A 17,353-nucleotide genomic window follows, 5' to 3' on the forward strand; every position below is an offset into this window, starting at 1 on the left:
GCGAGCAGGCGAAAAGTCATCGCGAGGCGGGACCGACGTCGGCCGGCGTCAGCGGACGACGTACCGGGGTTGCGGTGTTGTACTCGTCGGCACCGACGTCCGCGCGGCCGGTACGAGCCTGGCCGTCGGCGTCCTGGGTCACCGACGCGTAGGTGCGGCTCGCGGCATCGATCGCCGGGCTCCCCGCACCGAGACGCCGTACGCCGTCATTGCCCGCGACCAGCTTGGGGTCCTTGCGGGTGAAGCCGGAGGCCGGGATGTTGCCGTTGCCGGCCGCGCCCCAGAGGATATTGCCCGACCAGGTGATGCCCTGCTGGTACGGCATCGACACCAACGAACCGGAGTCGCCGACGAGCAGGTTGTCGGCGATCGTGCAGCCCAGGGGTGGCAGGGTGCGCTGCGATTCGCCGCTGATCGCCGTACCGGAGGAAAGCACGGTGTTGAGGGCGATCGTCACCCGGTCGGGTGCGTCGTTGCCGCGGCGGCTCTCCGCATCATCTTCCGGTTTGTGGTCGCGGACGCTGCCGCTGCCGAGCACGATGCCGGAGCCGCTGACGCGCTCGACGTAGTTGTTCACGATCAGGTGATCGTTGCCGTAGATCCGGATTCCGTTGCTACCGGCAAGAATAAAGTTGCCTTCGACCCGGGTCTTGTTGCCGTGCCGGAGCACGATGCCGCCGAGGCTGTTGCGAACCGTGTTGTAGCGAATGAAGTTCGCCGACGACTTGACCGAGATCGCCTCCGGGTCGCCGTTCGCGCGCTCGAACAGGTTCTCCTCGACGATCGCGCCCGCGTCGCTGAGCGAGCGGCCGCTGAGACCGAGCCGGATCGGCTCACCGCCGTTGTCGCCCGCGAAGGTGTGGTCGGAGAAGTAGTTCCGGACGATGCGAACGCCGCGAGCCATCCCGGCCGAGCCGGGGCCTTCGACGCCGAGGAAGACGCCGAGCGTCGACTTGCCGTGGAAGTGGTTGCGCTCGACGACCGCGTTGTCGCCGCGAACCATCAGCCAGTGCATCCCCTCCACATCCGCGAGCTGGATGTCGTTGCGGCTGATCCGGATGTTCTTGCAGGTGGTCGGGATATCGAGGGTGGTCCGCTGCCGCAGCTTGAAACCACTCAGCACGACGTACGCCGAATCGGTCAGCACGAACCCGCGGTCACCGGCCAGTGTGGCGCCGCCGGTCGATGCGGCCCGCACGATGATCGGGGCGGACGCCGTACCGCGGCGGCCCTGGATCGGGATGCCTTGACTGCCGGTGACGTTGTAGGTCCCGTCGGCGAGCACGATCTCGGCTCCGGGCTGGGCGGCGGCGATCGCGCGCCGGAGTTCGTCGACGGTCCGGACCTGAGTGGCCCGGGTACTGGCTCGCGCGGAGCTGGTCCCGCCGATGGCGGCGGTTGCAAGGGCGGCGGACAGGAAGGTACGGCGGCCGAGTGATGGCATCGGGGTCTCCGGGGTTCGGGGCGGTGGAGGGGCGGCCAGTGTGTGGTCGGTTCGTGGTGGATGGCAAGCGCTTACCGCCGGGGTCGCCAGAATCTCCCGCGGGGTGGAAGATTCGGGGCCGGAGTTCCGCAACGCGCCCCCTTGGGGAGTCCGCGCTGGGTGCGCGGTAGCCTTCCGGCCACGTGGTCTTTTCGGATTGTGGAGCGAGGTGGTCGGGACGATGCCGGAGGGTGACGTCACGCGCCGGGTCGGGCCTGAGCTCGACCTGAACCGCCCGTCCGACGCCCGCATCTACGACCTGATGCTGGGCGGTAAGAACAACTTCGAGATCGACCGGCAGGTCTTCGCGGAGCTGCTCAAGGTCGCCCCGGAGATCCCGCAGCTCGCCACCGAGAACCGCCGCTGGATCGCCGCCGCGATCAACCGGATGGCCGCGGCCGGCATCCGCCAGTTCCTCGACCTCGGCTCCGGCCTCCCGGCCGAGCGCAACCTGCACGACGAGGTGCTCGCCGTCGATCCCTCCGCGCGGACCGTGTACGTCGACAATGACGTGACCGCGATCGCGCACGGCCAGGCCCTGCTCGCGGACTACCGCAGTACCTTCTTCGCCGCCGCCGATCTCCTCGATCCGGCGATGGTCCTCGAGCACCCGACCGTCGTCGACGCACTCGACCGCGACCGCCCGGTCGGCCTCATCTTCGGCCTCACCCTGCACACCCTGCCCGGCACCGACCAACTCCGGCAGCTCCTCGACGACTACCTGTCGCCGTTCCCCTCGGGCTCCTTCGTCGCCATCACCCACCCGATGAACCCCAACGACGGCAGCCGCCTGGCCGACTTCGCGACCTCCATCGAAGCCAAGTTCCGCGAGTACTTCCCGCGCCTCCGCTTCCGCACCCGCGAAGAACTCACCGAGGCCCTGACCGACCTCGAGATCCTCGACCCCGGCATCGTCGACCTGGCCCACTGGTGGCCCACCGGCCAGCAAAACCTCAGCCCCACCGGCGCCGCCCGCCTCATCCTCGGCACCCTAGCCCGCAAGCCGTAACCCCCCACGTCCGCCCCCACCTGATGGGTTCACCCACCAGCTTGTGGGTTCTGCACCCGCATGCGGGTCGAACACCCACAACCCCATGGGTTCACCCACCAAACGCGAGATGCCCGCGCCCCCTGACACCCGCCGCTGCCCTCGCCCTCAGTACGCCGCCCGTTCGTGCGTCCCCGTTTGGTGGGTCCTCCGCCGTACGAAGGAGCAGGTCGTAGTCGGACCTCGCCGTACGAAGAAATAGGTCGCGGTCCCGCGTGTGGAGAAATGGGTGGTGGGGTGGTGGGGGACGGTCGATGATGGGGGTATGTCTGCTGAGGCTGCTGCTGCCTTCTGATCTGCGGTTGTTCGCGTGATCACACCTGTCGGGTACGACGGGTGTTCTGGTGTGCAGTTGTCCAGTGTGGAGCTTGTTGTGCTTGAGATTGCTTGTGACGAATCCGGGTTTTCCGGATCCAATCTGCTCGACCCGATGGCGCCGGTCATTACGCATGCCTCGGTTGACCTGACGGTCGTGGAGGCGAGTGAGCTGCTCAGCGGGATCAAAGCCCGGACGACCAAGGAGTACAAGTCGAATCGGCTCCTGCGTCCCGATCAACGGGCTGTGCTCGAACGGTTCCTCGCAGCGCTCAGTGGGCGGGCGCACGTGCATGTGATCGACAAGACGTCGTACGTCGCGACTCGGGTGCTCGAGTTGTTCACGGGCGAGCCCTCGTACGGCGATGGGACGCGACTCGGCCGGGATCTGGATGTCGGCGTACTGCGGTCGCGGACCGAGTTCCTTGAGTCGTTTCTGGTGCTGGCTCGGACCAAGCGGTTGCGGCTGCTCGATCATGGCGCGATCGACCGGTTCTTCGGGTTGCTTCCGGAGGAACTGCGTGGATTGTCGCGAAGCCGGGTCGAGGAGACGTTGCTGCGGTTGATCGAGGATGATCCGGCGATTCCGCCGCCGCTGGAGCCGATGGTCCCGGCGTTGGCGGAGACCGCGCTGTTCTGGAGCGCCGGGGAGCGGTCGATCAAAGTGGTGCACGACGAGCAGAGTGCGCTGACCCCGCATCGGGTGGCTCGATTGGCCGGGTACCTCGCCACGGCCGTCGTACCGGCTCCACCGCCTCTGGCTGGGGTTCGGCAGGTTGATTCGCGGCTGGATCCGCGGGTGCAGGTGGCCGATCTGCTGGCCGGGGTGGCGCGGCGCGCGGCCGAGGTCCCGGGGCTGGCAGAAGTTCTTGGCGCAGAATGTCGAGGGCTGCTCGGCGGCCTCGACGTCGCGGGTATCCAACCAAGGAGGATGTCGTGAAGTACGTGATCCTGATCCACTCCAACCCGCAGCCGTGGGGCCACCCGACCATCGACTTCACCGAGGTCGGCCGGGCGATCCCGGCCGACGAGCGGGCCGCGATGGGCAAGGAGTTCGAGGAGATGCTGACCGAGCTGTCGGAGTCCCGTGAGCTGGTCTCCGGGCAGGCGCTCGGCCCGGCCGCCGGCGCGAAGCTGTACCGGACCGGTCTCAACGGCCGGGTCACCACCGACGGTCCGTACGCGGAGGCGAAGGAGCATCTGGCCGGGTTCTTCCTGATCGACGTGGACTCCGAGGAGCGCGCCGACGCCATCGCCCAGCGGTTCGCGGGGCCCGGCGACACCATCGAGCTCCGCGCAACAATGTGACGCGGTAATTTAATTCCCGTTCCGGCACCGGGCCGGACGTGACGTACGCCGTACCGCAACGCGCCTGACTCACCTAAAGTGGTCGAACTTACCGAGAGTCAGGAGGCGACGCAGTGACGACTGTCGTCCTGATGGGCCCACCCGGTGCCGGCAAGGGCACTCACGCCGGGACACTGGCCGGCGAAGTCGCCGTGCCGGCGATCTCGACCGGCGACATCTTCCGGGCACACGTTGCCGCCGGGAGCGCGCTCGGCCGAACCGCGCAGCAGTACGTCGACTCCGGAGCGTATGTGCCGGACGAGGTGACGAACGCGATGGTTCGCGAGCGGCTCGCCGAGGAGGACGCCCGCTCCGGCTTCCTGCTGGACGGATATCCGCGCACTCTCGACCAGGCCGCCGTACTGGACGACTTACTCGCTGCACAGGGTCGCGACCTGACTGCAGTCATCGTGCTCCGCGTCGACCGCGAATCGCTGGTCCGCCGTCTGCTCCGCCGAGCCGAACTCCAAGGCCGCTCCGACGACTCCGAAGACGTCATCCGCCGCCGCCTCGAGGTGTACACCGAGCAGACGGTTCCGCTCGTCACCCTGTACGGCGGCCGCGGCCTCGTGCACGAGATCGACGGCAACGGCGACATCGACGCGGTCCGCGAGCGCATCCTGCAGGTCACCTACACCTTCACCCCCGCCAGCTGACGGAACATCCCATCCGGCAGGTGGGTTGTGATGGGTATGCATGGTGAGTACAAGGTGCCGGGTGGGAAGTTGGTCGTAGCCGATCTGGATGTGGTGGGGGACCACGTTCGGAGTGCGCAGATCAGTGGGGACTTCTTTCTGGAGCCCGATGATGCGCTGGAGCGGATCAATGGCGCTCTAGCGGGGTTGCCGGTGGTGACCCCGGCTGCGCAGGTGGCGGCTCGGGTGCGTGGCGTGCTCGGGGACGGCGTCGAGATGGTCGGATTTTCGCCGGAGGCAGTGGCGGTTGCGGTACGGCGGGCTTTGACCGGCGCGACCGGTTGGCACGATCACAAGTGGCAGTTCGTGCATGACGTTCCGCGCGACCCGGCCTTGCAGATGGCGCTGGACGAGGTGCTGACCGAGCAGGTCGGGGCGGGGGAGCGGCCGCCGACGTTGCGGGTGTGGGAGTGGGATCGCAATGCGGTCATCATCGGTAGCTTCCAGTCGCTGCGGAACGAGGTCGACCTCGACGGCGCGGCGCAGAACGACGTGACGGTGGTACGGCGGATCTCCGGCGGCGGCGCCATGTTCGTCGAACCGGGGAACACGATCACCTACTCGCTCTATGTCCCCGAATCCCTGGTGTCCGGGCTCTCGTTCGTCGAGTCGTACGCGTTCCTCGACGACTGGGTGATCGGGGCGCTGAACGACCTCGGTATCGCGGCGACGTACCAGCCGATCAACGACATCACCTCGCCGGCCGGGAAGATCGCGGGTGCCGCGCAGAAGCGGTTCGCGGGTGGCGCCGTACTGCATCACGTGACGATGGCCTACGACATGGACGCGACGAAAATGCTGCAGGTACTGCGGATCGGTCGCGAGAAGCTGTCCGACAAGGGCACGACCAGTGCCAACAAGCGGGTCGATCCGCTGCGCAGCCAGACCGGTCTCGACCGTCGCGAGGTGATCGACCGGATGGCCGCGTCGTTCAACACTCGCTACGGTCTGACCGACGGCACGATCGATGCCGACACCGTTGCCCGCGCGGAGGCCTTGGTGGCAACGAAGTTCGGCACCGACGACTGGCTCCACCGCGTGCCCTAGCGGCTGAGGTTGTAGAAGGTCGCGTTGCCGATCGGGTAGCTCTTGACCACCTGGAACTCGCGCAGCGCGGCCGCGACGTCGTCGGTCAGCAGACGCTCGCCCTCGCGGATCAGGATCGGTGAGACGCCGAGGTCGAGCTCATCGATGAGACCGGCCAGCAGGTACTGGCGAACGGTCGACGCGCCACCGCCGATGATGACGTCCTGATCGCCGGCCGACTCCTTCGCCCGATCGAGTACGACGTCGATCGGCGCGCTGGTGAAGTGGAACGTCGTACCGCCCTCCATCGTCACCGACGGACGCTCGTGGTGCGTCAGGATGAAGGTGTCGTGGTGGTACGGCGGGTTGTCGCCCCACCAGCCCGTCCAGGACTCGTCCGCCCACGGACCGCGGTGCGGACCGAACATGTTCCGGCCCATGATCGTCGCGCCGGCCTGCTCGTGGAAACGCTGCAGCTGATCGGCCTCGGGGCCACCGCGGCCGCTGTCCCGCTCCACCATCGCGGATTCGTACCAGGCGTGCAGTCCTTCGGTGTTGTCGCCGAACGGCTCGTCCATCCGCTGGTTCAGCCCGGACGAGAATCCGTCGATGCTGACCGTGAAGTTGGCTACTCGTACCTTGCCCATGACCTGCTCCTTCCGAGGGTTCCTTGCTTACACCCCTCGGTCGGAGCCGTCACGAGCACTTTGACATCAGGTGGAGAAGTTTCTGCCGGGACCTCTGAAGTGGCCGCGGTGGTGATGCCGGCGGCGGTGCATGCTGCTGAAGATCGCGACCCAGAACACGCCCCACAACAGCCAGGGCGCGGTCAGTGTGACCGCGGTGATGACCAGGCCGACCATCAGGAACGGCACCAGCATCAGGAACGGCGGCGGCATCGTGAACTGCTGCGGTCGGCCCGGTCGCTGCGCCATCTGCAGCTCGCCCGGCTGCGGCAGGTCCTCGAAGAGCGGTTCCAGCTCGTCGACAAACCGGGCCCGAGTAGCAATCTCGCTGCGCTCCTCGAACTCGTCCTGCGTCAGCCGACCGGCCACGAAGTGCTCACCGAGCAACTCCACCGCCCGGTCCCGCTCCGAGTCCCCGATCCGCACTGCCCGGCGGGCAGCCCGCGCACCCCGGTCGTCACGGTCCTGCCGACCCGACCGCACCGATCGCAACGGTGCGGCGTACCAATCAGGGCCCTGCCATTGGGGCGTGCTCATCGCTCTTCGTCCGCCGGTCGATCGTCGGCGAGGATTCCGTAGAGCTTCCGTCGCAGGTCAGCCACCGCGTCCTTCGCCGCGGCCTGCTGCTCCGGGGTTCCGGTCGAGATGATCTGCCACATGGCCGCGGCGACCTGACCGAGCATCGGCTTCAGCCCGTTGTCGTCGGCCTCCGTGGGCGCGCTCATCGCCTCCCAGGGCGCGGCGACCTCGTCGGCGTGCTCGGCGACGTACGCCCGGCCCTCGTCGGTCAGGGTGAACGTCCGCCGCCCGGTCTCGGCGTCGGCCGTCACCAGGCCCTCGTCCTCGAGCTGCTGCAGCGTCGGGTAGATCGAGCCGGGGCTCGGCTTCCACGCGCCGCCGCTGCGCTCGGCGATCTCCTGGATGATCTGGTAGCCGTTCATCGCCTGCTCGGCCAGTACGGCGAGGATCGCGGCCCGGACGTCGCCCCGCCGCGCCTTCGGTCCGCGCGGTCCCCAGGGTGGCGGCCCGAAGTGCTGCCCGCCGCCGAACATCCAGCCCGGCCCGGGGCCGAACCCCTGATGCCCGCGGTGCCCGCGCCGGCCGCCCATCGCGGTGTGCAGGTCGCGTTTGAGATTCTCGAAGAAGTCGTCACAGTTGCGCTCCGCGCGGGCCCAGGGCCAGCCGGCCGCGTACGCCGATCCCGTCATTCCGATCCACCATCCTTCAGGCTCCGATAGTTCGACGATATATCGCGAACGATCGGTACCCAACCCCTCTGAAGGATGAAAAACACCCACCGAACCCCTAAGGGTCGGTGGGTGCTGTTGTCCGGCAGGTCAGGCGTTCAGCTTGAGGTTCGCCGCCGTCGCGATCAGGACCACGTTGCCGTTCTCGACCGCGACCTCCTTGAGGGTGGCGTCGTACGGGAGCTTCGGCAGCGAGATCCCGCGGGCGAGCCGGGCCTTCAGCAGGTCACGGGCAGCCGCCGGCACATCGCCGGCGATCTCGTCGACGGTCAGCGCGACCCGGCCGTTCTTCGCGGTCGGGGTGACGGCGACGTCGAAGTCGAAAGTACCCAGCGTCAGCTTGGCCCGCAGTTTGCCCTCGACGGCCTCCATCTTGAGCCCGCCGAGCCCGGTACCGCGGGCGGCGAGCTTCGCGACCTCGGCCGGCGACAGCGCCAGCCGGATGTCGGTGCTGTCGACAGTGACCGCCGCGTCGCCGCCGGTGACCACAGCTCGCGGGACGTGGACGCCGGTCATCTTCACCTCGAGGTTCTCGCCCGGCACGTCGGAGAACGTCGGCTTCGTCATCGTCATCGTGACCGACGAGAACTCCTCCTTCGCCACCTGTGGCAGGAACCCGAACCCGCCGATCTGGACGGAGGTGTCCTGAGCGGTCAGGTCGTAGCGCGCCGCCTGCTGCTCGGCCATCGAGGCCAGCCGGTTCTCGGCGGCCCACGCAGCGGCCCGATCGGCCGCTACCAGCAGCACTCCGAGCACGATCAGCGTGACGACCAGCCGCCGCACCCAGCGACGTGGTTTCCTCGAACTCATCCCAGCCCTTCCCGGCTTCGGTGTCCCCGTCGAACCCGCACAGCTTAGGGTGTGCCCCCAACTACTGACGCCCGGTGGACCGATTCAGTTCGATCATCTCCTGTACGGCGTCCGCCACCGGGACCGGTTTGATGCCGAAGGCAACAATTGCGGCGGTGCTGTCGAGGGTGAACGGACGGCGCCATTGGTACTGCGTCTCGACCGATGCGCGGGCGGTCGGGGCGAACAGCCCGGCCAGTCGCAGCAGCAACGAAGGCATCGCCGAGATCCGGGCCGGCGCCGTACCGGCGAGCTCTGCGGTCAGGGTCGCCAGTGCGCGCACCGACATCGGCTCCGGGCTTGGCACGTGCCAGGCGCGACCCCACGCTGCCTCGTCGTCGGCCACGGCGACCAGGGTCCGCGCGACATCGCCGACGTACGTCCAGCTGTGTGGTGCATCGAGGTCGGCGGGGATCGAAGCCGCCTTGCCTGCCAGGAGTTTCGGGAGGACAAGCACGCTGTACGGCGACGTCGCGCCCGCGCCGAGGTAGTCCGAGCCGCGGACTTCGGCGGTGCGGATCCGCCCGGCCTCGTGTGCTATGAGTGCCTCGGTCCACACCTGCGTTCGGACTTGGCCCTTGACCGAGTTCGGCCGCAATGGCAGGTCCTCGCGGATCGGACCGTCGACTTCGCCGTACCCATAGAGGTTCCCGGTCGTCACCAACAGTGCTTTGCTCAGCTCAGCCGCTCGCACCAGCCCTGCACCCAGTGGCGGCCAGTCAGTGGCCCACTGGTGGTACGCCGGTCCTGCGCACGAGTAGATCGTCGCTGCGCCCTCGGCGATCCGCGCCAGTTCGTCGCCGTCCGTTGCGTCGGCCGCCACTCCTTCGACGCCATCCGGAGCGCCGCCTCGCCTACTGATGAGCTTCACGCGGTCCCCGCGCTCCACCAGCAACCGTGCAACCGCCGTACCGACCGGACCACGCCCGACAACCACCTGCAATGCCATTGCTCCAACTTACAATGGACCTCCGCCTGCTGTGAGGATCGTCATGGACAGCTTGATTCTGCAGACCGTCATCGGACTCGTCTTCGCCTTCGCGGCCTTCTCGGTACTGGTCTCCGTGCTGACCGAGGTCGTCGCGCGCTACATCGGGCTGCGCGGTGAGTACCTGCTGCGCGGTATCCGGTCGCTGGTCGACGGCAAGAGTGATTTCACGATGCGGCTGCCGGATCTGGTTCGCCGTACGTCGCAAGCGCCCGAGCCCAAACCAGGTGAGCCGGCGGAGCCGATGGTGACGCGGATCGTCGAGCAGCCGATGGTCTCGCGCTCGGCCGCCAAGGGTGAGGCGCCGCCGAACGCGGGGAACGCCAAGCTGAGTGTCAAGGACCGGCGGAGTCTCCCGTCGTACGTCTCGGGCCGGTCGTTCGCGCGCGCGTTGGTCGGGGTGCTCGTCCCGGACGCCACCGGCGCCACGACGATCACCGAGGTGCGCGCGAAGGTCGTTGCGCTCGACGCATCGAACCCGTTGAAGCAGCCGTTGCTCGGTCTGCTCGCCGAAGCGGGCGAGGACGTGGCGAAGTTCCGCGCCGGCATCGAGGAGTGGTACGACGACCACATGGCGCGCGTGTCCGGCTGGTACAAGCGGCACGTGCGGTGGATCTCGCTGGCGCTCGCATCGATCGTTGTCGTCGCTTTCAACGTCAACGTGGTCGAGCTGACTCGCTCGCTCTACACCGACGAGGCGCTGCGCGGCGCTGTGGTCGCTCAAGCCACGGTCAGCTCCAACTGCTCCGGTACGCCGGCGGAGTGCCTGGACGACCTACGTCAACAGATCCGTGACGCTCGTGCGTCCGGTCTGCCGATCGGGTGGGGTGTCACCGCCACCTGCTCGTTGCCGGACGCCTCGTGCAACTGGTTCGAGCGCCACGGTCTGGGCGACGCAGGCGCCGTACTGCTCACACTGCTGGGCTGGCTCCTGATGGCGCTGGCCACTCTGCCCGGTGCACGCTTCTGGTTCGACGCGTTGTCTCGCCTTGGCTCACTGCGCTCCAGCGGACCGAAACCCCGCGCGAGCTAAGCCTTTGGTGCTAGAGCATTTGAGGCTTCAGCCCGATGTGTGCGGCAGGTCCGAGTTCCTAGGTTGATTGGTGTTCCGATCAACCGAGGGAGAACGATGAAGCGGATGGTTGTCGCTGCCGCAGTGTGCCTGCTGGCAGCAGGGTTGACGAGTCCGGCGTATGCGATGACAGGCGGTACGCCGGCTCGCAGCGCGGAGGCGCCGTGGATGGTGGGAATCGCCAATGTGGCGAAGAAGCCGGGCGAGCCCTATCTGCAGCGGTACCGCTGCGGCGCCGTACTGATCTCGCCGACGCGAGTGCTGACCGCCGGACACTGCCTGGACTACGCCGCTCCGGGTGATGTCGAGTTCCACATCGGCGACAAGGTCGTGCAGGCCAAGGCGTTCTCGACGCATCCCGGCTACCGGATGCTTGATTCGACGGTCGATCCGGACAACCCGCAGGCGCAGGTTGCAGTCAACGACCTGACCATTGTCGAGTTGGCCCGGCCGGTACGAGGGGTTCGGCCGTTGCCGCTTGCGCAGACCGCGTTGCGGCCTGGGACCACGCTGACCGTCTACGGGCACGGGATCACTGCCCCGCCGCAGCCGGGAACGACGTACAGCTCGGTTTTGCTGAAGGCCTCGCTGCACGCGCAGCCGTCGTCGGTGTGTGCCGCCCAGGACAAGTCTGGCGCTGCCGCCGATCCGTCAGTGCTGTGTGCACAGGCGCCGGGTATGAACGTGTGTCCGGGGGACAGTGGCGGTCCGGTCGTGGCACGCGAGTACGGCCGACCTGTCCTCGCCGGTCTGATCAGTTCCGGCGGTGAGATCGTCGGCAAGGAGTGCGTCCAGGGTGCGATCAACGAGTTCACGAACATCCCTGCGCTGCGTGCTTTCGCCACTCAGGCACATCCGGTGTGGGCGCCGCGACTGGCTGGCACGGCGAAGATCACTGGGACGCCTGCGGTCGGTCAGACGCTGACCTGTTCGCTGCCTGGTTGGCGCAACCCCAAGCCGACCAAGGCGGTCGAGTATCGCTGGGTGCATCGCAAGACCGGTAGCGACGACTGGTACTTCGAGATCGAAGGTGCGAAGGCAGCCAGCTTCACGCTGACCAAGGCTCAGTCAGGTGAGGACGTCGGCTGCATGATCACCGCCGAGAACGCAGGCGGTCATACCGAGTACCTCCCGAAGCCGGTGGCTGTCGGCTGACCTACGGCAGTGCGCGGCGCAGCCGGAGCTCGTCACGAATAGCAGGGGGCACCGGCAGCCCGTACCGCTCCAGGGCCTCCTCGTAGGCTGCCAGCGCCGACATGAGCCGATCCCCGTTGCTGCGGAGGCCGCCGCCACCCGGCGGCCGCGCGGCACGGCCCAACCGCTCGGCCACTCGCGCCGACACGACTGCGGCGTACAGGTGGGAGAGGTCGTGGTCGGCGTTCGACCGACGGCAGACGTCGCCCAGCTCAGGACCACGCAGGTCACTCACCGCTCGCTGCCTCGATCCCGGAGAGGACGAACTGCGCGGGTACCTCGTTGTCGTCCGCACTGGCCTGGACCATCGCCTGCTCGGCGACATCCTCCGGCGTACCGGGCGGGATGGTGAGTAGATCGAGCCGCCAGCCGTAGGAGTCGCGCATGGCGATCAGCAGGTTGAGCGGCTGAGTCGTGAAGTAGCCCATCGTCACCACGCGCCCGTTCACCGCCAGCCGCGCCGGGTGCGCACTCCACGACGGCCGGTGCAGCAGCAGCCGGGTGACGATTCCGTCGCCCAGCTCGTCCAGCGCCATGATCAGACCGGGGAGCTCCGTCACCGGGTCGTCCGTCCGCGGCCACCAGGCGCCGTTCAGCGGTAGGTCACGGTTCGCAGCCTCCCGCAGTCGCAGCCGCGGCGTCGTCGGTTCCTGCTCGAAACCCGCGACTCGCGCCCCCGACTGAAACTTGTTCACGACGTGGACCTGGACTCGAACCGAACCTTCATGGCGCATCCCTACGGGTGGCCGGCGCGGCACCTCAAGGGGGATGTCGTCGACTCCGGATTCCCTCACCCTACGCCCTCTCGCAGACCCGCATCCCCGGCCCGCGTGGCTACACGGGTTTGTGTAGGGCGGGTATGGCGGCACCCGGCAGGTTGGAAACGACCGCAGTCCGTCGAGACCTGGGGAGATGACTGACCATGCCGGCCGCTACCTGGTAGTCACTGCGCCATTCGAACTCTGGTTACTTACGGGAGTGGTTGTTTCTGGCAACCACTCCCGGCCTTGCTGCCATCTGTGCTACACCTGCTCGCAGAAACCGACCCGGGGTGGCGAGGGCTGGGGGCCAGATGCGACTGCGAGTGCTCGGACCGCTGGAGGTTCGGGACCTGGACGACCGGCCGCAGGTGCTGGGACGGGTCAAGGAGCGAGTGCTGCTCGGCATGCTGGCGCTGCGCGTCAACACGCTGGTGTCTCGGGACGCGCTGCTGGCTGGGCTGTGGGAGGGCCGGCCACCGCGGTCCGCGCCGGCCAACGTGACGTCGTACGTGTCGAATCTGCGGCGCATCATGCAGCCCGGGCTCGTCCTCGAAACGCTTCCCGGTGGGTATCAGCTGACAGCTGATGCCGATGCGATCGACCTCCTGTCGTTCGAGCGACTGGTCGAGCAGGGGCGCCAGGCCCGGGCCGACGGGCAGCACGCGCTCGCGGTCGAGCGGCTGACACAGGCCGCCGGGTTCTGGCGCGGACCGGTAATGGACGGGCTGCCGGTACCGGACGCCGTACGGCCGGAGATCGCCCGGCTCGAGGACCTGCGACTGACCGCACTGGAGGAATGCATCGATGGCCGGCTCGAGCTCGGGCAGCACGGCACGCTCGCTGACGAGCTGGCCGTGCTGACTTCGCGGCACGAGTTCCGCGAGCGGCTCTGGGGACAGCGGATCCTCGCGCTGTACCGGTCCGGTCGGCAGTCCGAGGCGCTGGCGGCGTACCAGGAGGTGCATCGGCTGCTGGACGAGCACCTGGGGATCGAACCGGGTGCTGCGCTGCGTGCACTGCATCAGCAGGTACTGCGCTCGGATCCGAAGCTCGAGTACGCCGTCGTTGCCGAGCCCGTGGTCGTCAGCTCGTGGACGCCGCCGCGGCAACTGCCGCCAACTGTGTGGGCCTTCACCGGTCGGGCCGACGAGCTGGCGTGGCTCGAGTCGCAGGGTGCTGCGGAGACGATGACCGTGATGGCGCTGGTCGGCACCGCCGGGATGGGCAAGACCGCGCTGGCAGTGCACTGGGCGCATCGCGTGGCGGACCGGTTCCCCGACGGGCAGCTGTACGTCGATCTGCACGGTCATGGCACGCAGGATCCGTCGACTCCGATCGAGGTACTGACGTCGTTCCTCCGTGCGCTCGGCGTACCGAGTGAACGGATCCCTACCGACGTTGAGACGGCGACGGCGAGCTATCGCTCGAAGCTGGCCGGTCGACGGGTGCTGGTCATCCTCGACAACGCAGGCTCTGCTGAGCAGGTCCGTCCGTTGCTGCCGGGGGAGCCTGGTTGTCTCACAATCGTCACTAGTCGTCGCCGTATGACCGGACTGGTCGCTCTGGATGGCGCTCGCGCGCATGTGGTCGGGGGACTCACGCCGGACGACGCTCACGAGCTGCTGACGCGGCTCCTGGGCGCGGAGCGCGCCAACGCCGAACCAGCTGCGGTAGCGAAGCTCGGCGAGGTGTGCGCCCACCTTCCGCTGGCCCTGCGGCTGGCCGCGGCTCGGGTCGCCGGTATGGACGGCTCGATCGAGGACTGTGTCGCCGACCTCGCCAGTGTGCAGACCCTCGACATGCTCGCCGTCGACGACGAGCCGAGTGCGGTCAGGGCAGTCTTCGACTCGTCCTATGAGCCGCTGAATCCATTGGCACAAAGGCTGTTCCGGCTGCTCGGACTCGTGCCTGGCGGCGGCTTCACCCGTCGTACGGCGGCCGCGCTGCTCGACGTGCATCCGGACAAGGCAGACGCGGTGCTCGACGTACTGGTGTCTGCGAGCATGATCGAGCGCCGGGCTGCGGGGCAGTTCGTCATGCATGACCTGCTCTGCCGGTATGCCACCGAGAGGGTCGCTGCTGAATCCACCGAGGATCGTGGTGCCGCTTTGGGGCGGTTGTTCGGCAGCTACTTGCAGGACACCGAGACGGCTGTTGTCACGATGGGTTCGGGGATGGCTCGGATCACCCAGCCGCTCGCGGAGATCCTTCCTGAGCTGGAGTTTCAGGGGAGTGGCGAAGCCCTTGCCTGGCTTGATGCGCAGCGACAGAGCCTGGTCGCCGCTGCGCTGTACGCCGCCGAGCACGGTCCACATGGTGTGGCCTGGCGGCTGTGCGATCAGCTGCGCGGCTACTTCTGGGCTCGTCGCTGTCATCCCGAGTGGCTGACTGTCGCGGAGGCCGCGGTGACTGCGGCCGGCGACGACCTTGAGGCCGCTGCGGCTGCCAGACACTGCCTTGGTGACCACTTCTGGAGCCTTGGCGACTACGAGCCCGCGATCCGCCAGTACGTGCAGGTTGTTGCCGCTTGCGCGGAGGCCGGTCTGGCGCGGCGACAGGTCGGCGTACTGATCAATCTGGGCGCTGTCCATCGTGAGCTCGGTCATCTCAATCAGGCGCACGACCGCCTCCGGGATGCGCTGGATGTTGCCCAATGCAACGAGTTCGCCGAGACCACCATTCGCGCCAACCTCGGTGCGCTGCATGTCGAGATGGGGCGGATGGAGGACGCCGTACAGGAGCACACACGCGTCGTCGATGGAGGTCAGGCCTCCGCGCCAGAGCGGGCTTTCAGTCTCAACTCCCTGGCGACCGCCCACCGCCACCTGGGTCACCTGGACGAGGCGCAGACCTGCGCCATGAACGCCCTCGCCCTGCATCGCGAGACCGGCAACCGCGCCGGCGAAGCCAGCGCCCTGGAAACCCTGGCCGCGATCCACCTGGACCGCGACCACCCCACCGAAGCCTTCGCCTTCGCCAAGGATGCCCTGGCCATCGCCCAAGCCATCGCCAACCCCCGCGCCGAAACAGCGACCCTCACCATGCTCGCCGCCGTCCACCTCCACCAAGGCGACCACACTCAAGCCGAGCACTACTTCACCCTCGGCCTCGAGTCCGCGCGCACCAACCGCATCACCTACACCGAGCTGGAAGCCCTCCTGGGCCTAGCCGCCACTCACCAAGCCACCGCCCGCCCCACCACCGCCCGAGCCCTGGCCACCGAAGCCCGCCAAGCCGCCCAAGCCTCCGGCTTCGCCCACCATCAAGCCACAGCCGAAACCCTCCTTACTGGACTAGGCCAGTGACCCGATGGCTGCCTAGGGTCGTGCGAAACGACGAGGAGGCTTTATGCACAAGAGGAAACTGGGGATCGCTCTTGCCGGTGTGGCCGCAACGGCCGCGCTGATCAGCAGCCCCGTACAGGCAGTCGCCGCGCCCGCACCGGTCGCAGCACCTGCCGCGGTGAACGGTGACTACTACTTCACCGGCGAGTACTACACCTACCTGAACGACTGCAAGGCGGTCGGCGCGGAACGAGTCAGGTTGGGCTGGATCGCGGCCTACGCCTGTCTCAACGGTTCACCCGCGCCGTGGGACGACTACGAACTCTGGGTTCGCAACTAACAACACACCAGAGCTCCGGACCTCACTGCGAGGTCCGGAGCTCTGTCTAGCGGTGGTCGAGTTTGCCGAGTGGCCAGGTGGATTCCAGCCAGTCGACGAGCGTGCTGTGGAGGCCGGTGTCGAGGTCGGCTCGGTCGGCGCGGACCCAGCTGCGGAGGACGGCGTCGTACTCGGGCTTCTTGGACGGGTAGAGGTAGACGCAGCCGATCACGTCGCCGGTGCCGGGGTCGAGCACCGTGTAGGTGAAGCCGCGACGGCTGGTGAAGTCGTCGGCATGGCGTTGCAGGTCACCGAGGTTCGCCTCCAGTGACATGCCATCCAGCGGTGGCCACTGACCCATCTGCGCAGTCGCGCGGATGTGCTCGATACTCCCGCTCCACGCCGCGTGATCGGCGACGTTGTGCTGCGGACCCAGCGGTTCGAGCCGGAACCGCGGATCGACGTACTCGGTCGGCACCTCGAAGTCATCGGGAACCAGCGCAGTGTCTGCCATGACCGCAACCCTACGATCAGTCCGGGCGGCCCTTCAGACGGCGGTTGAGGGCGCGTTCGGTTTCGCGGGTGGCTTCGCGTTCGGCGAGAGCGTGCCGCTTGTCCCAGGTCTTCTTGCCGCGGGCCAGGGCGATCTCGACCTTCGCGCGACCGTCCTTGAAGTACAGCTTCACCGGGACGATGGTCAGGCCGCTCTCGTTCACCTTGCGCTCGATCTTGTCGATCTGGGCGCGGTGCAGGAGCAGCTTGCGCTTGCGCCGGGAACCACCCTCGAACCAGCGCGCCTGCGAGTACTGCGGGATGTGTACGCCGTGCAGCCAGATCTCGCGGTCCTCGATCTGCGCGAAGCCGCCGACGAGCGAGGCCCGGCCGGCGCGCAGGCCCTTGACCTCCATACCCTGCAGCACGATCCCCGCCTCCCACGACTCACCCAGTTCGTACTCGTGGGCGGCCTTGCGGTTGCGGGCGATCACGGGATCGGTTTCCGGCTTCTTCACACGACGATTCTGCCTCGATCGACGTTTTG

At 67.8% G+C, this 17,353-nt stretch carries 19 protein-coding genes; 9 read left to right on the forward strand and 10 right to left on the reverse strand.

Features of this window, described 5'->3' with window-relative positions:
• Positions 1-16 precede the first annotated feature (16 nt).
• On the reverse strand, positions 17-1,444 hold the full coding sequence (locus ABD231_RS03975; RefSeq protein WP_344145234.1) for a chondroitinase-B domain-containing protein: 1,428 nt from the start codon (positions 1,442-1,444) through the stop codon (positions 17-19).
• Positions 1,445-1,664: 220 nt separating this feature from the next.
• On the opposite strand from ABD231_RS03975, the gene ABD231_RS03980 reads away from it, so the two are divergent.
• From ABD231_RS03980 to lplAB, 5 genes are all read left to right on the forward strand, one after another.
• A complete protein-coding gene (locus ABD231_RS03980; RefSeq protein WP_344145236.1) occupies positions 1,665-2,492 on the forward strand; it encodes an SAM-dependent methyltransferase in 828 nt (275 codons plus the stop codon).
• 412 nt (positions 2,493-2,904) lie between these two features.
• The gene (locus ABD231_RS03985) at positions 2,905-3,786 is read left to right on the forward strand and encodes a hypothetical protein (protein ID WP_344145238.1); all 882 of its coding nucleotides are present in this window, start codon (positions 2,905-2,907) and stop codon (positions 3,784-3,786) included.
• Positions 3,783-4,154: a YciI family protein gene (locus ABD231_RS03990; protein ID WP_344145240.1), complete on the forward strand. Its 372-nt coding sequence runs from the start codon at positions 3,783-3,785 to the stop codon at positions 4,152-4,154. The genes ABD231_RS03985 and ABD231_RS03990 overlap by 4 nt, the downstream gene beginning before the upstream one ends.
• Before the next feature lie 113 nt (positions 4,155-4,267).
• Positions 4,268-4,849 carry an adenylate kinase gene (locus tag ABD231_RS03995; RefSeq protein WP_344145242.1) on the forward strand — a complete coding sequence of 194 codons (582 nt, stop codon included), beginning with the start codon at positions 4,268-4,270 and terminating at the stop codon, positions 4,847-4,849.
• 30 nt (positions 4,850-4,879) lie between these two features.
• Complete coding sequence (lplAB, locus tag ABD231_RS04000; protein ID WP_344145244.1) at positions 4,880-5,935, forward strand: lipoate-protein ligase LplAB; 1,056 nt, start codon at positions 4,880-4,882, stop codon at positions 5,933-5,935.
• Here the strand turns inward: lplAB and ABD231_RS04005 are convergent.
• From ABD231_RS04005 to ABD231_RS04025, 5 genes are all read right to left on the reverse strand, one after another.
• Entirely contained in the window at positions 5,932-6,561 is a 630-nt protein-coding gene (locus ABD231_RS04005) for a dihydrofolate reductase family protein (RefSeq protein ID WP_344145246.1), read from the reverse strand. The two genes, lplAB and ABD231_RS04005, sit on opposite strands and share 4 nt — an antisense overlap.
• Before the next feature lie 66 nt (positions 6,562-6,627).
• Positions 6,628-7,137: a DUF1707 SHOCT-like domain-containing protein gene (locus ABD231_RS04010; RefSeq protein ID WP_344145248.1), complete on the reverse strand. Its 510-nt coding sequence runs from the start codon at positions 7,135-7,137 to the stop codon at positions 6,628-6,630.
• On the reverse strand, positions 7,134-7,808 hold the full coding sequence (locus tag ABD231_RS04015) for a PadR family transcriptional regulator (protein WP_344145250.1): 675 nt from the start codon (positions 7,806-7,808) through the stop codon (positions 7,134-7,136). The genes ABD231_RS04010 and ABD231_RS04015 overlap by 4 nt, the downstream gene beginning before the upstream one ends.
• A 129-nt stretch (positions 7,809-7,937) precedes the next feature.
• On the reverse strand, positions 7,938-8,657 hold the full coding sequence (locus ABD231_RS04020) for an LmeA family phospholipid-binding protein (protein ID WP_344145252.1): 720 nt from the start codon (positions 8,655-8,657) through the stop codon (positions 7,938-7,940).
• A gap of 61 nt (positions 8,658-8,718) precedes the next feature.
• The gene (locus ABD231_RS04025) at positions 8,719-9,645 is read right to left on the reverse strand and encodes an NAD-dependent epimerase/dehydratase family protein (RefSeq protein WP_344145254.1); all 927 of its coding nucleotides are present in this window, start codon (positions 9,643-9,645) and stop codon (positions 8,719-8,721) included.
• A gap of 43 nt (positions 9,646-9,688) precedes the next feature.
• Between ABD231_RS04025 and ABD231_RS04030 the strand changes: the two genes are divergently transcribed.
• Positions 9,689-10,717, forward strand: a complete 1,029-nt coding sequence (locus ABD231_RS04030; RefSeq protein ID WP_344145256.1) for a hypothetical protein — start codon at positions 9,689-9,691, stop codon at positions 10,715-10,717.
• 96 nt (positions 10,718-10,813) lie between these two features.
• Positions 10,814-11,911 (forward strand): S1 family peptidase, encoded by a 1,098-nt coding sequence (locus tag ABD231_RS04035; RefSeq protein ID WP_344145258.1) that lies wholly within the window; start codon positions 10,814-10,816, stop codon positions 11,909-11,911.
• Position 11,912: 1 nt separating this feature from the next.
• On the opposite strand, the gene ABD231_RS04040 is transcribed toward ABD231_RS04035, so the two are convergent.
• Both ABD231_RS04040 and ABD231_RS04045 read right to left on the reverse strand, forming a co-directional pair.
• Positions 11,913-12,185: a hypothetical protein gene (locus ABD231_RS04040; protein WP_344145260.1), complete on the reverse strand. Its 273-nt coding sequence runs from the start codon at positions 12,183-12,185 to the stop codon at positions 11,913-11,915.
• Positions 12,178-12,645, reverse strand: coding sequence for a DUF5994 family protein (locus ABD231_RS04045; RefSeq protein ID WP_344145262.1), 468 nt, complete (start codon positions 12,643-12,645; stop codon positions 12,178-12,180). The genes ABD231_RS04040 and ABD231_RS04045 overlap by 8 nt, the downstream gene beginning before the upstream one ends.
• A gap of 377 nt (positions 12,646-13,022) precedes the next feature.
• Between ABD231_RS04045 and ABD231_RS04050 the strand changes: the two genes are divergently transcribed.
• Together ABD231_RS04050 and ABD231_RS04055 are read left to right on the forward strand one after the other, a co-directional pair.
• A complete protein-coding gene (locus tag ABD231_RS04050; RefSeq protein ID WP_344145264.1) occupies positions 13,023-16,016 on the forward strand; it encodes an AfsR/SARP family transcriptional regulator in 2,994 nt (997 codons plus the stop codon).
• Between the two features lie 43 nt (positions 16,017-16,059).
• The gene (locus tag ABD231_RS04055; protein WP_344145266.1) at positions 16,060-16,335 is read left to right on the forward strand and encodes a hypothetical protein; all 276 of its coding nucleotides are present in this window, start codon (positions 16,060-16,062) and stop codon (positions 16,333-16,335) included.
• A 46-nt stretch (positions 16,336-16,381) separates the two neighbouring features.
• On the opposite strand, the gene ABD231_RS04060 is transcribed toward ABD231_RS04055, so the two are convergent.
• Positions 16,382-16,828: a GNAT family N-acetyltransferase gene (locus ABD231_RS04060; RefSeq protein ID WP_344145268.1), complete on the reverse strand. Its 447-nt coding sequence runs from the start codon at positions 16,826-16,828 to the stop codon at positions 16,382-16,384.
• 16 nt (positions 16,829-16,844) lie between these two features.
• A complete protein-coding gene (gene smpB, locus ABD231_RS04065; RefSeq protein ID WP_344145270.1) occupies positions 16,845-17,324 on the reverse strand; it encodes an SsrA-binding protein SmpB in 480 nt (159 codons plus the stop codon).
• Positions 17,325-17,353: the final 29 nt, after the last annotated feature.

This window comes from Kribbella yunnanensis (genome assembly GCF_039529655.1).
Taxonomy (GTDB): domain Bacteria; phylum Actinomycetota; class Actinomycetes; order Propionibacteriales; family Kribbellaceae; genus Kribbella; species Kribbella yunnanensis.